This is a genomic window from Labrys miyagiensis (assembly GCF_030160835.1).
Classification (GTDB): Bacteria; Pseudomonadota; Alphaproteobacteria; order Rhizobiales; family Labraceae; genus Labrys; species Labrys miyagiensis.
On record NZ_BSPC01000024.1, the window covers coordinates 1 to 16,537 of the forward strand.

Here is a 16,537-nt window from a genome sequence, read left to right on the forward strand (position 1 = left end):
CTTCAAACATCCTGCTTCACACTCAAATCCGAAAGGTGGGATCGCAACAGCGCTTACGTCTTGAGCGCCACCGCCGCCGGTAACCGCTACGGCCGGCGTCGCCGCCTCCAGCCCACGGAGGTCCTTCTTCGCCGCATGATCTGACCTGAACAGCAAGAAATAACCGGTAGGCACAAAGATCAGCGTGAGCAATGAAGCCGCGGCCAGTCCCGACATCATCAATACCGCCATTGGCTGCCACAGGGCGCCACCGGCCAGCGCCATCGGCGTCAGGCCGAGAACTGTTGTCGCCGAAGTCAGAATGATAGGACGCAAGCGCTTCTGAGACGCCGTTACGATTGCCTCGCACAAGCCCAAGTGCGATCGCTCGATGTCGATTTGATCGATGAGCACGATTGCGTTGTTGATGATGATTCCGGCCAGGCTGATGACGCCGAGCGTGCCGAAAAACGACAACGGCTGCCCGGTCGCCCGCAGGCCATACGGAATGCCGACCAGAATCAACGGCACCGTCGCAAAGATCAGCAAGGTCCGGCGGAACGAATTGAATTGCAGGATGATCGCGATCACCATGACCACGAGAGCTGCGGGGATGCCGACCGCTAGTTTTTCGTTGGTCTCGGCGCTCGTCTGAATCTCGCCACCGATATCTACGCGGTACCCGCCAGAGAGATCCAATGCCTGCAAGCCGGGCTGAATGAAATTTAGCAATTCGCCGGCTGTCAGCGAGGCGCTGCGTCCGGTCACGATGATTGCTCTTTCCTGATTTTTCCGACGAATCTTCGAAAAATCGAACCCTGCCCGGAAGGTCGCAACCTGAGCAAGCGGAATGACCCTTCCATCCTTCGAAAAGGATGCATTGGTAAGACCCTCCAGGCTCTGGTTGGTTTCCGCGCCCGCCCGAAGTACGATAGGGATCGTGTTGTCCTTCTCGCGATAGACCGAAACAGCGGATCCAGAAAAGTATGTCCTCAGCATCTGGGTTATATCTTCCGATGTTATTCCCAGCTGCCGAGCCCGATCCTGGTTGATATCGATGATGACTTTGAGGCTCTTGTTGCCCCAGTCGTCGTCATTATCGCGTATGTCGGGAGCGGCCTGGAACAGCGATCGAACGCGCTCCCCCAGTGCAAGCAGGTGATTTGCCTCGGGCCCGGAGATTTCGATGTCAACGATGCCGGATTCCACCGCGCCCATGGCCAGGCGTTTGATCTTGAAGCGAGCTTCGGGGTGAGCTCCGTAGAGATATCTCCAAGCACGATCGGCCGCGCGCACGGCACCCTGATAATCCTTGGTATTGACCAGAAAGAACGCCGCTGCCGGGTCCGGAGAAGCCGGCGTCAAGGTCAGATAGAATCGTGGCCCTCCGTCACCGATATAAAGAATGTGACTCGCGATCTCCGGGTTCTCTACTGGGTTCGCGAGCCATTTGGATACCTCCAAGGCTCTCGCCTCGGTCTCGGAGATATCGGTTCCATCCGGCATGTTCATGTAGATCAGGAACTGATTGCGTTCGCTTAGCGGAAACATCTGCTTGGACAAGGATCCAAATTGCGCGATGGACGCCGCAACCAGCACAATGCAAACGCCGATGACGACCAGCGAGAGCGGCATCACGAAGCGCAGCAGGGAGCCATAGATCGCCTGCACGCGGCTGGGCGACCCGCTCTGCACACCTGAATGAGCCGCCTTGCCAATCAACCATACCGTCAATGCCGGAAGGATGTAGAGCGCGGCGATCCACGAGCCGGTCAGCGTGAGGGCAACCACGGCGCCGAGCGAGAATGCATATTCGCCGGAAGAACCCGACAGCAGGAATAGCGGCAGGAAGGCCGCAACGGTGGTGATCGAGGAAATAAGCAGGGGAAAGGCATATTGCTCCCCTGCCGCCAGCGCGGCCTCCTTCGCCGGTACGCCCCGCCCCACCCGACTCACGACGTCCTCGACAATTACGACGCCGTTGTCGACCAGCAGGCCGAGTGCGATGATGATCGCGGCAATCGATACCTGCTCGAGTGCGATGCCGAAGGTGCGCATGCCGATGACTGAGAACATGACCGCAAAGGGCACGATCATCGCCGCGATCAGCCCGGCCCGCAGCCCGAGAAAGAGGATGACGAGGACGCTGACGACGAGGAAGGTCTGCCCGACGTTGGCCAGTGCGGAGTTCACTGCAACGCCGACCTGTTCTGCCTGATATGTTGCAAAGTCGATCGCATAGCCGATGGGGAGTTCATCGAGATACCGGCTTGCGACGGCGCGAAGGGTCTTCCCGAGCTGAGTCACATCCTGGTTGGGCTGCATCACGACGCTCAGCACGACGGCAGGACGCCCATTGAAATAGATAGGCTTGACCTTTGGCGAGACGTAATCGCGCCGAACCGTCACGAGATCTGACAACCTCACCAAGCTGTCCGTGGCGCCGACGCGCGTGAGCATGGTTTCGATGGCGCGCACGTTCGGAAAATCGCCAGACGTTTCCAGCAAGACGCGCGTGCCGTTCGCATTGATGCTCCCGGAAGGCAGGATGATGTTCTGCGCCTGGAGATCTTTGAGCAGGGTATTCAGTTGAACGCCGACCGACGCGAGTTTCTTCATGTCGATCTCCAGCCAAACGCGCTCCTCCTGCGTGCCCAGAAGTTCGATCTTGGCGACACCAGCCAAGTCATAAAGCTTCTTACGGAGGTCTTCCGCGACATCCTTCAATTCGCGATATGAGAATCCCTCGCCTGTCAGCGCTATCGTTGCAATCGAAACGTCTCCGAAGTCGCTGTTGACGAAAGGGCCGGCCGTCCCTTCCGGCAGGTCCACTTTGACGTCATCCATCTTGTCGCGCAGGCGCTGCCACGTCGCATTGACGTCGCCAACTTCGTCCTTCAGATCGACGTAAATGACCAGCGAACCTTCGGTGGCGAGGGTCCGGATGTCCTTGACCTCGGCAAGTTCCCGGATTTTGCGTTCGATCGGGATCGCGACGAAATTCTCTATACGCTCGGGCGCCATTCCGGCAAACGACGCAGTCACGACCGCCGTGCGGATCACCACAACCGGATCTTCCCGCTTGGGAAAATTGGGATAAAGCGCGATACCAAGCACGAGAAGGCCTGCCATGATCGCGACCGTTAATCGGGAGCGTTCGAGCCCGAAGCGCGTCAGAAAATTCAAGGCCGCCTACTCCTGAAGCGAAAGAGGCTTTACCTTTTGGTTATCAGCCAGATACGACACCCCGGCCGAGGCGACAACGTCGCCCGCACTGATGCCATGCGTCACAACCAGATAGTTGTCGCGGATCCCGCCGACAGTGATCTGGGTCTTCTTCACCGTCGAACTGGACCTGTCGTATAGAAAGACTGTCCCCGTACCCTGCAAATCGTTGCCGCCTTCAGGCACAAGCGCGCTCAGCGGCAACAGGAATCCCCGGCCGCCGCCAATCAGCGGTTCCTCCAAGGCGACTTCGACGGACATTCCGGGATTCAACCCGGGCACGTTGTTTTCCAGCCTGACGACGACGGGGAACGCCGAGACCTGCTCGGCCTTCGATCCGAGTTCGCTGATCTCGCCTCTCAGCGAAAGGTCGGGGAGGTCGGCGACCTTGACCTCGACCTCCTGGCCGATCCGCAGGCTCTGGAACGTCGCCGCCGGTGCCAGGAATGACATCTCGAATCGGTCGTCACTGTAGAGCGTGACGATCGACTGCCCGGCTGCGACCTGCGCGAACGACTTTATCTCGACATTAGCAATGGTGCCAGCGAAGGGAGCCAGCAGCTTGCTTCGGTCGAGATTGTGATTTGCAAGTTCGAGTTGACGGCGCGCCTGATCTAGCTGGGCCTGGGCCGTGAGCTGGTTGGCCTTCGACTGGTCGTAGATCGCCTGTGTCGTAAAGCCTTTTCTCAGAAGTTCCTGCTTGCGCTGGAAGTCCGCCTCTGCATTGGTGACCTGCGCTTCGGCCTGTTGTACGCTGGCGCCCGCCTGCTCGACTTGGGTCTGAAGTGATCGCGGATCTATTTCCGCGAGCACATCTCCCAACTGAACTCTCTGGCCAGCCTGCAAATCAATTGCTTTCAACTGCCCAGCGATCTCGAATGAGAGTACGCTAAGGTCGGCCGGCTGCAGAATGCTTGGAAATCGGCGAACGCGACTCTCCGCCTTGGCGGATACCGTGTATGTGCGCAGTCCTCGAATGGCTTGCTCCTCGGTCTGCTCATTCTGCTTGCCGCAGCTCGGCAGCACGGATGCAACGCCGAGGGAAATCAAGAGCACCGATATGGACTTGCCCGCTTTCACGGCCTTACCCCGTCATGTGACCCAATTGTTGTCTAGGTCGTGCACCTCAGAATTAACGATGCGGTCGCGCCGCTCTGCCTTCAGCGGATTGCGCTACAAGACTAAGCATGAGCCACTGGGCCAGGCCCGAAACAATCGAGGCTGAGAGAACACCGAGCCGAACTTGCGCCATGAACTGCTCGCCCTCGGATGCAAGCGTGCCGATGAAGAGACTGATGGAAAATCCCACCCCGGTCAGGATTGCGACGCCATGGAGATCAGTGTTCTGGGCCATCTTCGCATCCAGTTGGGTTCACCAGTCGGGCTAAGCAGTTTGACGCAATGGAGAAACGATCGTGGACCGCCGGCAGGTGGCAGCGGCAAAGCGGCGGCTGTTCAGCGGCTAATTGTGACATGACCTTGCCGATTATCCAATGGCTGAGACGAAGCGCGCGGTGACCGAGAACGAGGCAATCGACCATGCCCCCGGGCCCTTGGCGGGGTGCCGTATCCAGGCTGGTAAGGTAAGGTGGAAGCAGCTGCGGCATCCATGCCTGCCGATCGCTGTTTGTGGCAGACGGGGCGGATCGGCGCGCTCGGAATTGGCGAGCCGCGGTTGCCATGAATCAGGCGCCATAAATAGTGACGGACTCATTGCTAACCCAGATCCGTTTTCGCATGCATCTCGCTGATAATGCCGGGAAGCGCCTTCTGCAATGCATTGAAATCGCTGAAGACGTCGGCTTCGGGAACGACGGCTGGGATCACCTGTAGCTTCTCAAGAAGATCGACATGGATCACGGAAACGCCCACTACCAACACGCGCACTCCAGCTGCGATCAGTCTGATGAGCGCATCCCTCAACGCATAGACACCTGTCTGGTCCATGTAGGAGATACGGTCCATGCGCAGAACCAGGAGCTTGCTTTGGGGAATCGCCTGACGGGCGATGTCCAGGAACTGGCTGGCGAAGCCGAAAAAGAGCGGCCCGTCGACGTGCTTGATGTAGAGCTTGTCTCGGATCGCGTTCGGAATGGTCAGTTCATCCGCCCAGGGTTCATCGGCGACCGGAGTGAGCATCGTCTCACGTGCCGCGACGTCGCTTATCTTCTTCATGAAGACGAACGACGCTATGATGAGGCCCGCGGCCACCGCGGTGATCAGATCAGTGGCTACGGTCAGCACCAGGACAAAGAGCATCAAGAACGCATCCGACCGTGGCACCTTGAGGACATGGCTTAAGCCGCGGTAGTCAATGATGCCAATTCCGACCGCAACGAGCAGACCTGCAAGGACGGCCCGAGGAATATGCTGAACGAGGCTCGACAAGCCAAGCAGCACGGCGGCGAGGAATAGGCCATGAATCACACCCGATAGACGGCTTCTGCCGCCAGCCTCGACGTTGATGACGGTGCGCATGGTAGCGCCGGCGCCGGGAATGCCGCCGATCAGGCCGGCCGCGATATTTCCCAGGCCCTGACCAACAAGTTCGCGATTGCTGTCGTGTTGAGTGCGCGTCAGGTTGTCAGCGACAAGCGATGTTAACAGTGAGTCTATCGCTCCAAGGAATGCGAGTTCGATCGCGACGGCTAGCAGCGCCGGCAGTTGCTGAAAATCGAACGACGGCATAACGAGTCTCGGCAATCCTGACGGTATCTCGCCGATCACCGAAACATCGAGCTTCAGCAAAACCGCAAGCGCCGTCAGCACCACCAGCGCAACGAGCGAGGAAGGAACCGCCTTGGTGAATCGCGGCAGTATCAAAACCGTCGCGATGGTCAAGGCAGATAAGGCAACGGCACCCCATACTATGTGTCCGCCCAACAGATGCAACTGACGCAGGATCGACAAAGGATTCGAAGACGGCGGCTCCACTCCCAGCATTGGAAATATCTGCTGAACAATGATGATCACCCCAACGCCGCTCATGAAGCCTGAGATGACTGGGTAGGGAACATAGCGGATGTAGGCCCCGACCCGGAGCATCCCAAGAACAACTTGCGCCAAACCGGCAAGAACAATAATCCCGACCAAGACAGGAAGGTTCACTTGTCCAGAAGGAAGCGTGTTCGTCGCTACAACGCCGGCCACGACCAGCGTCATCGGCCCCGTCGGACCAGTGATCTGCACAGGCGTGCCTCCAAACACCGCCGCGAAGATGCCGGTCGCAATGGCGCCGTAAAGGCCCGCCGCTGGGCCTAATCCTGAAGCTACGCCGAAAGCGAGTGCCAGTGGCAGCGCCACCACGCCTGCTGCGACGCCACCGAAAAAGTCACCGCGTCCGATCTTCCAGGACGACGCGGGGGTGCGAGGATCAGCGATTACGTTCATGGCTTGGCGTTCTCCTTCATCTCCTGACCCCTTGGCCTGCAGACGCTGGCAATCGCAAGATAGACTCGATGAACTGCATACGCCTTCTTGAAAGCCCCAAACCCCCCCAACCTTGAACTGCTTGGACGCCCCTGTGAAGTAGCGAGGCAGGGCAAGTCCCCAAACGGCGGCATCGGTCGCGACCCGCCCATCGCTTCCGGCATGAAGCGACGGAACCAACTCCGTCATCGCTGGCATCTCTGGCGCACAGCGAAGCCGTGATCATGGTCCCAGAGTTCGAGTCATTTGTCCGGGTCGTACGGCAGTGCGGATTTGTGTGCACAGAGACGTAATTTACCGTCATCGCACCGCCGGAACGCGAGTGTCTTTTCAACGACGATCTCTTGGCCCTCAATGCTGGTCAGGTAGAAATTCCCCATCGTGATGGCGATGTTGCCATGGATCTGGATGCCGTTCTCCGCCGCGTTGTTGTCGTAGCGAACCTTTACCCAGCGCTTCAGTGCGAAGCCTGTATCCTCTGGAAAGCTCGGGTTGCCGCCGACGAAATAAGACAGCGCGCCTTCCTTCGTGCTCCGAAAGGCGTTCGCTCCGAATGCAAGCGTCGGCTTGAAGAATACGGTGCCGTCCTTGTAGTCGTAAAGGTCGTCGATGAGCCGGCTGGCAATCTCTCTGTAGTCACCGCCGTCGCCGTAGAACTGACCTATCTTCACCAGCGCGTCGCACCACGCCGTCTGGGCGGCATTCACTTCATCCTCGGTGATTGGCCCATAATGCGACGGGTCTGCAGTCTCGTTGCCCATGTCCGGTTCCGTCCTGTTCTGGCATGGGCGGCTTCGATGCGCCCTGGGCCAAATTCATCAAGAGCCGCACCGTTATACTCGGAGGACGTCGTCGCGGTGTCGAAGCCCGGCTCGCCGCGATTTTCCCTTCCAGTCCTCCACCTCCGAATGAAGAGTAGGGGCCCGAGCAAGCGCGGAAACCAGGCGTTGCGCGGCCTCATGGCTGCGATGACCAATCGCGCCCTAGATCAGATGCCAACACGCAAGTGTTTCAACCCAGTGCCTTGCCTCCGTCGCAGCGTGGGTCCGGCTCGAGTCAATTATTGCCACAATAAAACTATCGGCAACCGACCACCTGTACTCTTCTTCCAATTTTTGGACAAGACAACCAAGATCGCCTGATTAGTTGTCGTCGACGGCAACGCGGCGCGGCTCCAATGCGACAGCTCTCTTTCGGCCGCCAGCCTCTTCGAGCTCAAGGAACCCACCAAACTTCGACAGTCGCGTCGAAGGATCCCCAATGTGGCAACTACGGTGTCAGCCGCTCGCGGCGGTTTCGAACTGTCCCTGTTCTGGCGGTCGCGACGGCTCCATGATCATCGTGATAACGGCGCATTTCGGTGCATCCTGGGCCGCCATCAAACCGAAGCTCTGCCGTCCGCCGCACCACATCGCGTCGGCCGCATCCTATGGCGTGGGCCCGCTGACGGGGATCGGTTTCACGATGGGCCATTTCATCGGCTCGTTGGCTTTCGCCGATCGGGCGCGAGCGACGGGGATCAGGCTCGGGGTGTTCCCGGGGTCGATCCTCTCCTGTCTTTGCGGATATCTGCTGCTACGCGTCTCAGGAGACCGGGAAGCAGGCAGCCGAATTCCAGCAGCGCGCCTTCGCCGAGCGACCTTTCGCGGCTGGCGAGGTGACGTGAACGTGGCCCCAGGCTTTCAGAGCTTGCAGATAGCTATTTGCGGCAGTCGGGACATTGAATCATCAGAGTGGTTTTCGCAGCATTCATAAGACCGAGATTTCCACTCACCGTCACAGTCTGTAGCTGCGCCAATGCTGGCGTCACCACATGGACCTGAACGATCGCATTTCCGATCAATCCGAGCGCGACGAGACCGAGCAGCACTTTGGTCCAGACGTCCAGCTTCACCTCAATCGTCCGTCTCATGGTCTCTTCCCTCCGTAGGTCTATCACGCGGTCCATCTCCGACTGACGGTCGCTCGGGCATCATATGCGCGATAGGGGAAAATGCGCACGAAGCGAGAACTGGCCGCCGGTCGGGGCATTCTTAGACACGGTCCACTTTTGACCTGCCGCGGATTGGCTGTCGAAATGCACGCCGTCGTGGCGTCACTGGACAAGATTTGCAAACGGAGGGAGATTGAACTGGGAACAACCCGGCCATAGGTCCTCCTATGCATCGATCATCCGGACCAGTCGCCGCCTGCGCAATCTTGCTCATAGCCCAAACCTTGTTCGCGTCCCTCCTGTTTTGGATGATCCTCCCGATCTTCCTGCAACTGATTTCAAACCCTGGCGTGCAGCAGGACATCGATCCTTTGACACAAGCGGCGATCATAGCCGGCGCCATCGCGCTTCAAGGCAGCTATTGGCTCAGATATCGTTGGGTTACAATCCATGTGCCGTTTCGAAGCGCGCCCGTCGGGCACCTCGTGATGTTCGCCAGCCGTGTCAGTTTCTTTTTCGGCGGTGCGCTCTTTTCCGTGATCTTCTTCCGGCATGTCCCGGAATTTGATATGTTTCCCCCTCTTGGGCAGGCGATGTTGAAGTTGCTGATCGTTATGGCGATCCTGTTTGCGCTTTTCTGTTACGCCCTGGAACTGGAACGGTTCGGCAAGGCGATCGACGATCCTTCTTCAGGGCGTGCGAACACGTAGCCAGGGGTCAGAACAAGAGTAGTGCGAAATCGTACGCTAACGAAATACGCTAGAGTTTTCAGACGCTTAGGAGGAAACCAGCCTTAAGCGGCAACGGTCTCCTGAGAACCAATTATTGCCCAAATTGTCGCATTCGTGGCCGCTTTTTCGAAACCTGTCCTCTTAACGTACGATTTTGAGCAGCTCTTGTTCCGATCCCAATCTGACAGGCATCTACACATGGGATGCAGAACACCAGATGCCTGAAGGCTTCCGGTCGCTCAGGCTTGGGGTCGGAACAAGATCTGTTCCCTCAGGCACGCTAAGCCAATAGCTCAGGTTTTCCAAACAGTTGAGAGGCCGCTCGTTCAGCTCCCTTTGAATTGCGTCAGGAAGACTTTGCCCTGCCTTTATGTCGAATGTCGTGTATTTCAGGCCTTTTCCAAGCCTTGCCTGCGAACTCGGATCATCCGGTCTGCATTTGGTTCCACTAAGCGTGTCTGAGGGAGCAAATCTTGTTCCGATCCCCACTTCGCAGGATTGCCTCACTGCTGGCGGCGTAGTTCCATTCCTGTTCTCATGAGCGGTACGCAATGGTCACTTTCGTATCGTCACCCCAGTATGGTAGCTGATCTCCTCGGCCATACGCTTGAAGGCAACGCCGACCTCGCGGACCTCATCGCGGCTCAGTCGGGTCTCGATCGCCTCACGTAGGTTTTGAAGGAGATGGAAGCGGTCAGCGACCTCTCAGCGAGCACCACCAAGGCCGCCCGGCGCGGTCTTGACGAAGGGTGGCTTGGTCGAGCTCTCCGTCAGGCATTCGAAGGCGAAGCCTGCGTAACTGTCGGCGTTGAGGAGACGCGCCGCAGCGCCGAGAGGTACGATAAACGTGTCGTTGAACCAGCCGCGTCCATTGTCCTCGATCGACTCGCCGTCACGGCGACCGGTGAAATGCGATAGCTCGTGCATGATGATAAAGGCGCCGAAGTCCGGGCTGACTGAAGGCGCGAAGAAACCAAAGCCGAGGCGAATATGTCTCGCCGGATTGTCCTCCCCGTTAATCAGCGGCGGCTCGAAAACACCCTCTGGCGTCGTGAGAGCGATCTTGGCGTTGTTCGGATCGACATCGAAGGCCTCGATTGCGCCAAACATGCCAAAAAGATCGGGCCGGTCTATTACGAACCCCATTTCGCTGAACGTTTCGAAAAGCGTAACACGAGCGGCGCTCTGCCCGGCCGGGTCGAGCCTATTAAGAAGAAAATGCCGGTTGAGCCTGTCTTCGGCGAGTGGAGCGGCACCCGGTCCGCCCGTAATAACGGCTGTGATGTTGCGCACGGCTGCCGAAAGCGCCGCTCTAGCGCGAGGCAAGACCAGAGCCAGCTTCGCATTGAGGTCAAATTTAGATTGCGGCGTCACAATCTGGTTGAGGTGAAGGATGGTCTTCTTACCGGGCTCCACGACACCATCGGGGTTGCCCATTTCTCTTACCTGCAGACGCTGGAAGTTGATGATCGCGGCCACGGTCTTTGGACCCACTATTCCATCGACAACCAGAAAGGGTATCGGCCCTCCCGGCAGTCCGTTGACGGTGACCTGATTGAGCGCCTCCTGAATGGTCTTGACGTCGTCCGGAAGATTGCGTGCCAGCGGGCCCTGACCAACCGGCTTAATAATCGATATCGCTCCGTCGAAAGCAGCAGGCAATTCGGACATCGGAATGCAACTGCCGACCGCCGGCATCATCAAAAATCGAGCCATGGCTTGCACTCCGAGGAAATCTCCTTTGGAGGTTAGAACGACGCAAGCCCAAGTACAAATGTTTAGGCAGTCTGGTTGATTTACATTCGAGCAGCCATTGGCGCAGTTTCTCGGTTGTGGCTATTACGCCATTGGCGCCAATTGATCATGTTCCATCACTGATATTCATCAACCCCGACGCGCCGTGTTCTACCACTCAAGGTCAGAACAACGCATTGCGTAAGACACCATCCCGCGGCTCGCAGCTTAGGCGCATCTCGCAGCCAAACCAACGTCTCACACCGCGGGTCGAAGCATTCTTCTGGTCCACCAGCGCCCAGCCATGACAGACGTTATGCGAACTTTCTGATGTGACCCGGGCCCTTTGGATTATGTGCGCCGATAGCGTTGCAGAAAGATCCGTATCGTCTCTTCAATTGCTCCCTCGGGCGAGACCGCGGCACTGGTCGAGTACCACCTTCTCGACGTAGCGGCCGCCGTTGATGCTGACCATGCCGAAGACCTCGTCGCCGACCTTGAAGGCAGTGGCCGGCGCGCCGCACTTCTCGACGACGCCAGAGACGTTGCGCCCGAGTGTGTGCGGCAGGCGGTCTTCCTTGACCGCCGGGTACTTTTGAGGAGGTGGAGTCGCCGCGCGTCGACCCGTCCGACAGTCCGAACGCCATGTGGACATGCAGGCTCGCCTTGCCGTCGTCACCAATAGCCACGTCGCCGATGGCGCCCAGGACCTCGCACTGCTCGTCGACCGCGATCTCCTTGTAGGACTTGGTGGCAAAGTCGAACCAGCCGATAGTCGCACACGAGAACGCGCCGATCGCCGTCAGCGACGCGGCGGAAACGCCCTCCTCTCGGGCGAACTCCAGCAACGCGGAGAACGCTTCCCCGCCGTCGTCGAGCACGACAACGAGGATCTCGGCCCTGCCCTCTGCTGCAATCCGTTGGCTTTTCAAGTCAGCCTCACGCTGCCATGGCGCTGCAGGACTCGGCGCAGGCTCGGCAGGCCGCGACGCATTCCTCCATGCCGTCGAGCCGTTCGCAGTCTTTTGCGCACTCCGCGCAGATCTCGGCGCACTCCCGGCAGGTGTGCTTGTGATGCGGCGAGGAGATCAGCATGAAGTGCGCCGAGGTCCGGCATATCTCCGCGCAGGCCATCATCAGCCGGAAGTGCGCTGGCGCTACGTGCTCGCCGCCGTTCTCCAGGCAGTGATTCATGGCCATGCCGAGACAGGTCTTGTAGCAGTTCAGGCAGACGTCGACGGACTTTTGCATTTCCGGGGACAAAGCCATATTGCACCTCGCGCGGATTTTCACAGTAACGCCCCGCCGCTCGCGTGGTTCCTGAGAGGCCATTGCGGAGCAACTTTGAAGGAGCCGGGCGGGCGCGGCGTAATTTTTCGCGATGGCCAAGCACGACGTGGACACGTGCTATCGCGCCTACATGGTTCATACGCGCGAAGGCATCATAGCTCGCGCGCATCGCCCGGATCGCGAGCCGACAGAAATGATCGTGAGAGTGCTCAAGAGCGGTTCACATGCAGAAGCGCAGGATCTTGCCGGGAACAACGGACAGGACACCAGGGGCAGGCTTCATACCTGAAGTGCGGCCGTCATAACAACGGGCTGGCTAGTATGGGAAAGACGATCACCGCCTGATCACATAGGCAATGTTACTTCAGCAATCGCTCCGCATACCTCCTCAACTCGGTCACAGGCGGTGAGCGCAAGTGCAATGAATTGCGCGCCTTCTTCCGCGGTGTCGACAACCTTGGATTCGACGACGCTATCGGTCTGATCGAAAACAAGTGCCACGATCGGCATGCAAGGGCTAATGCTCTCGTAGACGTAGCCTCGCAAGGAACCCATTTAGCAGGCCTCCCAGTACGCCACGCGCGCCTGCATTTCGCGGGTCGTGGCAGTAATCAAAGGCACGGAATCATGAGATGATAGCGCCCCTGTAACAGTTCTTACACATTTTCTTCCTGAATGTGTACCTATTTGATAAGGAGCCGTAAGCCTGGAACCTATCCGTCGCATTCGCCATTGCCGACTATTTCCACCACACCCACGGCAGCCTGCTTCCTCTCCGAGCGGAGCGAGCAAAAAAAGCGCGCCGCAAGCGGCGTCGCGCCAGGCGCTTCTCGTGCCATCGGAGGGGCAGCAGAATCAGGCTGGAGAAAATCATTGGATGCCCTCTAATTCACAACCTCCCATTTCTTGCGGCGGCCTGGCGGTTATCGGCTGAGCGCTCACGAAAACCGCCAGGCCCGGTCGGGCGAGGTCAATCTACCGACGCGGCTACAACGCCTCGTAGCGCATTTTGTTGCGCGGCGGATCTGCAATGGGTGAGCGGCGATTTTGCAGCGGCCGAATGGGCGTGGCTAGATTACCTCAAGCCCTCGTCCCTGCTACCAACGAGGTTAACTCACCAAGACAACTTATTTTCCTTTGGTATTCAAAGGACAATAGGAATTTCTCACGGGCGTGCCATAACTAAGACAGGCTGAATTGTGCCATTGGTTAGGGAAGAAGAAATGCGCCTTTCCATCAGAGCGTTGTTCGCCGCTACTATGATAGTGTTGGGATTGGCAATCGCGTCAACACCATCCTCGGCATTGACCGTCGCACCAATTGATAGTTCGAAACAAGCGACGGGCGAGCACAGCAGCCCTGGCCCGACCCAACAGGCATATTATTACTACAGACGCCACTACTATCATCATTACTACGTACACCACTATTATTATCATCCTCACTATTATCATCGGTATTACTACAGACCGCATATCTATTATTATCACCCTCATCGCTATTATTACTATAGGTATTGATGTGTTGATCACGCTCGGCTTCGGCTGGGCCGTCGGCATGTTTCATGCTTTCGGTATCGTCCAGCTCGGCCTGCCGCCCTTCATCATGACATTGGCTTCGTTGCAGGTGCTGTTCGGCGCAGGCCTCCTGATCACCAACGGCGCCAGCATCAATATAACCAACGACGCCTTCACGCAGTTTTCCCGCAACGACTTTCTTGGTGTCCCCAATCTCTTCTGGATGGTCATCGTTGTCGCGATACCGGCCTATATCTTTCTTCATCACAGCCGCTGGGGTCGCTATCTCTATGCAATTGGCTCCAATATGGAGGCTGCGCGGCTGAGCGGCGTCAACACCCGTCTGATGATCTACATTGCCTACTCACTGTCGGCCTTCTGCGCGGCCTTTGTTGGCATCCTGCTGGCGCAACGCATCGGTACCGGCAATGCTACCCAGGGGCAGGGCTGGGAGCTTAAGGCTATCGCCTCATCCGTCATTGGCGGAACCAGTTTGTTTGGTGCCGTCGGCTCGGTACTCGGGCCACTGGTGGGATCCTTCCTGCTGACGACCATTAACAATGGCGCCAATTTACTCAGCATCAACTCCTTCTGGCAGTTCATCATCACCGGCGGCCTGATTATCGTGATCGTCTATTTTGATGGTCTTAGACGGAGACGGGGCTAGGCCGTGCGGGTCTGGAGCCGGCCGGTCTGGCACAGCTCACCAGACATCTTTTGATGTTGTCAGGGTCGCCGCATTATCCGCCGTCCGATATTATTCGGCGGACAACTTGGCTGGCGAAGCAAATGCCGCGAGCTTGCTTTGCCTGCGCAAATGAATGATTTGGGCCGTCAGGCCAACAATGAGAATGACGAGAAGGCTGGCTTGAGAGCCGAGGAGCAACGGTGAGTTCAGATCGGTGACTAGGGGGTGGCCGTCTGGCACGCGGCGCAGGATTTCGGTCACGGTCGGCAACATCAGCAGAAATGCCGTCAGGCTGAGGAAGAGCGTCTCGAGGTACTTGCACGCTCGCCCAAAGCTCGGGATCCGACCGATGATATATCCGGCGAGCAGCAGCAGGATCGTTACCGCACCAATCCCATAGCTCACCGGCTGATGCGCGACGAGGAATACCGTAACCGCGCCGATCAACATCGAGACGAAATAAGCGACCCCGGGCCTTGAGCGAGGCACAATCCGTCCGTGGCGAGCAAACATATAGATAGCCAAGGGAATTGCGGGCAAGCTGCCGAGCGTATGCACCCAGCCGATAGGTGAGATTCCAAACATCTCCGTCTCCTTCGTGTTCAGTATGAGGTCGATAATTCAGCGAGTGAGGCGGTGCCGGCTGGCAACACGTCCGATCGGTTCAGCGATAGCTGTGATGGGATCGGGCCTACGTGGCCCTCCTCCGCAGTTGGCTCACGGTCAGCCATATGGCTGAAAGCAGGAAATAGGACGCACCTACTGCTGCATAGCCGGCCACGTTGGTGATGGATTGAGGCATCGGCATTCGCGCCTGAACGATGAAGAATGTGCCTGCCAGCGCGGATTGCGCTCCACTCAAGATCATCGCCCACTGCCCGTCGTGGCTTTTCCAACGGCGGGCTGCAGTGCCGAGTTGAAGCAAGCCGGACAGGATTGCCCAGAGGCCGAACACCCCGATCACCCAATTCATGCTCATCGTCAGTGCGAGAATGACTGCGAGTGTTGTCGCCGCACTGACGACGACATTGATCATCTGCGTGCGATTGCGGCTCAATCCTCCGCTACGCAACGCATCGATGTAATTGGCCAGAGCGTCCCATGCGGGATATGCCACCAGCAAAACCGCTCCGATGGGCGAGGATTGCTGCCCGATAGTAAATGCGGCCACCACCCACAGAGCGGAAAACGCTGTGCGAACAGAAAAGTAGCGCTTCAACCATTGCTCTTGGCTGGCAGGAGCGAAATTCGGTCGGTTGTTCGTCATCGAGATTCCTTCCAACTAGTAGGTAGCCAATGAGGACAAGCTCCGCCGGCTACTTCAAACGTCTGATCCGGCGCCAGCAGAGCCCGACGTTTCACACCGGCAAAGCGAGCCGCTCCAACAGCGGGCCTGTCACGACGCCGAAGATCTTCGTATCACCATAGGCTCTCGCCGAAAGCATCGCCCCGTGAACCGTCGCCATGAATGCCTCGGCCTCGGCGCGTGGGGTATGGGTCAGTTGAAGTTGGCCGTGCCGCGCGCCGCGCTCCATCACGGAGGTCAGCCACTCCGATAGCGAGCGGAAATGTGCCCTGACCTCCAATCCAACTTCCTCCGGCAGGACGGGGAGTTGGCCTGCCAACAGCGCGCAGACACAAAACGGAGCGCTGGCGTCCGCGATGCACGCTTCCCAATAACCAACGTAGGACCGGAGCTGTTCGAACGGATTGGACACCTGAAGTTCGAGATTGGCGATCCCCGCTTCAGCTTCCTCCCGATAGCGTGCAACCAACGTCCGAACCAGATCGACCTTGCTTGGGAAATGGTGATGGATGCTCGCCTTACGAATACCGACCACATCCGCAATGTCGGCATAACTGAAACCGTTATAGCCGCCAGCGACGATCAGCGAACGCGCGCAAGCCAGGATGTCATCGGAGGTGGTCGACAAATTACTCATGCCGTTACCTACCTTCTAGTAGGATGGCTGTCAAGTCCTTTTTGGGCTGAGCGACAAACTACCGATGC

Annotated in this window: 15 protein-coding genes and 2 pseudogenes; 3 read left to right on the forward strand and 14 right to left on the reverse strand. The window is 58.1% G+C overall.

The genetic code is table 11. From position 1 onward, the window contains the following. The 5 genes from QQL24_RS13250 to QQL24_RS13270 form a co-directional block, all read right to left on the reverse strand. The coding region (locus tag QQL24_RS13250) for an efflux RND transporter permease subunit (RefSeq protein ID WP_284312613.1) at nt 1–3,165 on the reverse strand (3,165 nt) is incomplete at its 3' end. 6 nt (nt 3,166–3,171) lie between these two features. Beyond that, entirely contained in the window at nt 3,172–4,284 is a 1,113-nt protein-coding gene (locus tag QQL24_RS13255; RefSeq protein ID WP_284312614.1) for an efflux RND transporter periplasmic adaptor subunit, read from the reverse strand. A gap of 52 nt (nt 4,285–4,336) precedes the next feature. Further along, complete coding sequence (locus QQL24_RS13260; protein WP_284312615.1) at nt 4,337–4,558, reverse strand: Na+/H+ antiporter NhaA; 222 nt, start codon at nt 4,556–4,558, stop codon at nt 4,337–4,339. Between the two features lie 362 nt (nt 4,559–4,920). Beyond that, nucleotides 4,921–6,822 (reverse strand): SulP family inorganic anion transporter, encoded by a 1,902-nt coding sequence (locus tag QQL24_RS13265; protein WP_284312616.1) that lies wholly within the window; start codon nt 6,820–6,822, stop codon nt 4,921–4,923. A 53-nt stretch (nt 6,823–6,875) separates the two neighbouring features. Further along, the gene (locus QQL24_RS13270; RefSeq protein WP_284312617.1) at nt 6,876–7,394 is read right to left on the reverse strand and encodes a hypothetical protein; all 519 of its coding nucleotides are present in this window, start codon (nt 7,392–7,394) and stop codon (nt 6,876–6,878) included. Between the two features lie 571 nt (nt 7,395–7,965). On the opposite strand from QQL24_RS13270, the gene QQL24_RS36625 reads away from it, so the two are divergent. Next, nucleotides 7,966–8,388, forward strand: a complete 423-nt coding sequence (locus QQL24_RS36625) for a Na+/H+ antiporter NhaA (protein ID WP_431310682.1) — start codon at nt 7,966–7,968, stop codon at nt 8,386–8,388. Here the strand turns inward: QQL24_RS36625 and QQL24_RS13275 are convergent. Beyond that, the gene (locus QQL24_RS13275) at nt 8,333–8,545 is read right to left on the reverse strand and encodes a hypothetical protein (protein ID WP_284312618.1); all 213 of its coding nucleotides are present in this window, start codon (nt 8,543–8,545) and stop codon (nt 8,333–8,335) included. The two genes, QQL24_RS36625 and QQL24_RS13275, sit on opposite strands and share 56 nt — an antisense overlap. A gap of 329 nt (nt 8,546–8,874) precedes the next feature. Here QQL24_RS13275 and QQL24_RS13280 point away from each other — a divergent pair, with 329 nt between their 5' ends. After that, complete coding sequence (locus tag QQL24_RS13280) at nt 8,875–9,276, forward strand: hypothetical protein (RefSeq protein ID WP_284312619.1); 402 nt, start codon at nt 8,875–8,877, stop codon at nt 9,274–9,276. Nucleotides 9,277–10,002: 726 nt separating this feature from the next. Here QQL24_RS13280 and QQL24_RS13285 read toward each other — a convergent pair. From QQL24_RS13285 to QQL24_RS13305, 5 genes and pseudogenes are all read right to left on the reverse strand, one after another. Then, entirely contained in the window at nt 10,003–11,013 is a 1,011-nt protein-coding gene (locus QQL24_RS13285; protein ID WP_284312620.1) for a peptidoglycan-binding protein, read from the reverse strand. Nucleotides 11,014–11,425: 412 nt separating this feature from the next. Continuing rightward, nucleotides 11,426–11,686, reverse strand: a complete 261-nt coding sequence (locus QQL24_RS13290) for an alcohol dehydrogenase catalytic domain-containing protein (protein ID WP_284312621.1) — start codon at nt 11,684–11,686, stop codon at nt 11,426–11,428. Nucleotides 11,687–11,702: 16 nt separating this feature from the next. Further along, nucleotides 11,703–11,912, reverse strand: a pseudogene (locus tag QQL24_RS13295) (PCC domain-containing protein); the annotation flags it as partial. 58 nt (nt 11,913–11,970) lie between these two features. Then, nucleotides 11,971–12,300, reverse strand: coding sequence for a four-helix bundle copper-binding protein (locus QQL24_RS13300; RefSeq protein ID WP_284312622.1), 330 nt, complete (start codon nt 12,298–12,300; stop codon nt 11,971–11,973). A 366-nt stretch (nt 12,301–12,666) separates the two neighbouring features. Further along, nucleotides 12,667–12,831 (reverse strand): hypothetical protein, encoded by a 165-nt coding sequence (locus QQL24_RS13305; RefSeq protein ID WP_284312623.1) that lies wholly within the window; start codon nt 12,829–12,831, stop codon nt 12,667–12,669. Nucleotides 12,832–13,851: 1,020 nt separating this feature from the next. Between QQL24_RS13305 and QQL24_RS13310 the strand changes: the two are divergent. Next, nucleotides 13,852–14,505, forward strand: a pseudogene (locus QQL24_RS13310) (ABC transporter permease); the annotation flags it as partial. Between the two features lie 90 nt (nt 14,506–14,595). Here QQL24_RS13310 and QQL24_RS13315 read toward each other — a convergent pair. The 3 genes from QQL24_RS13315 to QQL24_RS13325 form a co-directional block, all read right to left on the reverse strand. Further along, a complete protein-coding gene (locus tag QQL24_RS13315) occupies nt 14,596–15,111 on the reverse strand; it encodes a hypothetical protein (protein WP_284312624.1) in 516 nt (171 codons plus the stop codon). 106 nt (nt 15,112–15,217) lie between these two features. After that, nucleotides 15,218–15,793, reverse strand: a complete 576-nt coding sequence (locus tag QQL24_RS13320; RefSeq protein WP_284312626.1) for a DUF308 domain-containing protein — start codon at nt 15,791–15,793, stop codon at nt 15,218–15,220. Between the two features lie 91 nt (nt 15,794–15,884). Then, nucleotides 15,885–16,469, reverse strand: a complete 585-nt coding sequence (locus QQL24_RS13325) for a TetR/AcrR family transcriptional regulator (protein ID WP_284312627.1) — start codon at nt 16,467–16,469, stop codon at nt 15,885–15,887. Nucleotides 16,470–16,537 lie beyond the last annotated feature (68 nt).

Bases quoted from the DNA above. Each gene is read 5' to 3' on its own strand.
- QQL24_RS13265 (WP_284312616.1), bottom strand. From the start codon at position 6,822: ATGACGGAGTTGGTTCCGTCGCTTCATGCCGGAAGCGATGGGCGGGTC.
- QQL24_RS13315 (WP_284312624.1), bottom strand. From the start codon at position 15,111: ATGTTTGGAATCTCACCTATCGGCTGGGTGCATACGCTCGGCAGCTTG.
- QQL24_RS13280 (WP_284312619.1), top strand. From the start codon at position 8,875: ATGATCCTCCCGATCTTCCTGCAACTGATTTCAAACCCTGGCGTGCAG.
- QQL24_RS13270 (WP_284312617.1), bottom strand. From the start codon at position 7,394: ATGGGCAACGAGACTGCAGACCCGTCGCATTATGGGCCAATCACCGAG.
- QQL24_RS13285 (WP_284312620.1), bottom strand. From the start codon at position 11,013: ATGGCTCGATTTTTGATGATGCCGGCGGTCGGCAGTTGCATTCCGATG.
- QQL24_RS13320 (WP_284312626.1), bottom strand. From the start codon at position 15,793: ATGACGAACAACCGACCGAATTTCGCTCCTGCCAGCCAAGAGCAATGG.
- QQL24_RS13305 (WP_284312623.1), bottom strand. From the start codon at position 12,831: ATGCCGATCGTGGCACTTGTTTTCGATCAGACCGATAGCGTCGTCGAA.
- QQL24_RS13275 (WP_284312618.1), bottom strand. From the start codon at position 8,545: ATGAGACGGACGATTGAGGTGAAGCTGGACGTCTGGACCAAAGTGCTG.
- QQL24_RS13325 (WP_284312627.1), bottom strand. From the start codon at position 16,469: ATGAGTAATTTGTCGACCACCTCCGATGACATCCTGGCTTGCGCGCGT.
- QQL24_RS13260 (WP_284312615.1), bottom strand. From the start codon at position 4,558: ATGGCCCAGAACACTGATCTCCATGGCGTCGCAATCCTGACCGGGGTG.
- QQL24_RS13300 (WP_284312622.1), bottom strand. From the start codon at position 12,300: ATGGCTTTGTCCCCGGAAATGCAAAAGTCCGTCGACGTCTGCCTGAAC.
- QQL24_RS36625 (WP_431310682.1), top strand. From the start codon at position 7,966: ATGATCATCGTGATAACGGCGCATTTCGGTGCATCCTGGGCCGCCATC.
- QQL24_RS13290 (WP_284312621.1), bottom strand. From the start codon at position 11,686: ATGTCCACATGGCGTTCGGACTGTCGGACGGGTCGACGCGCGGCGACT.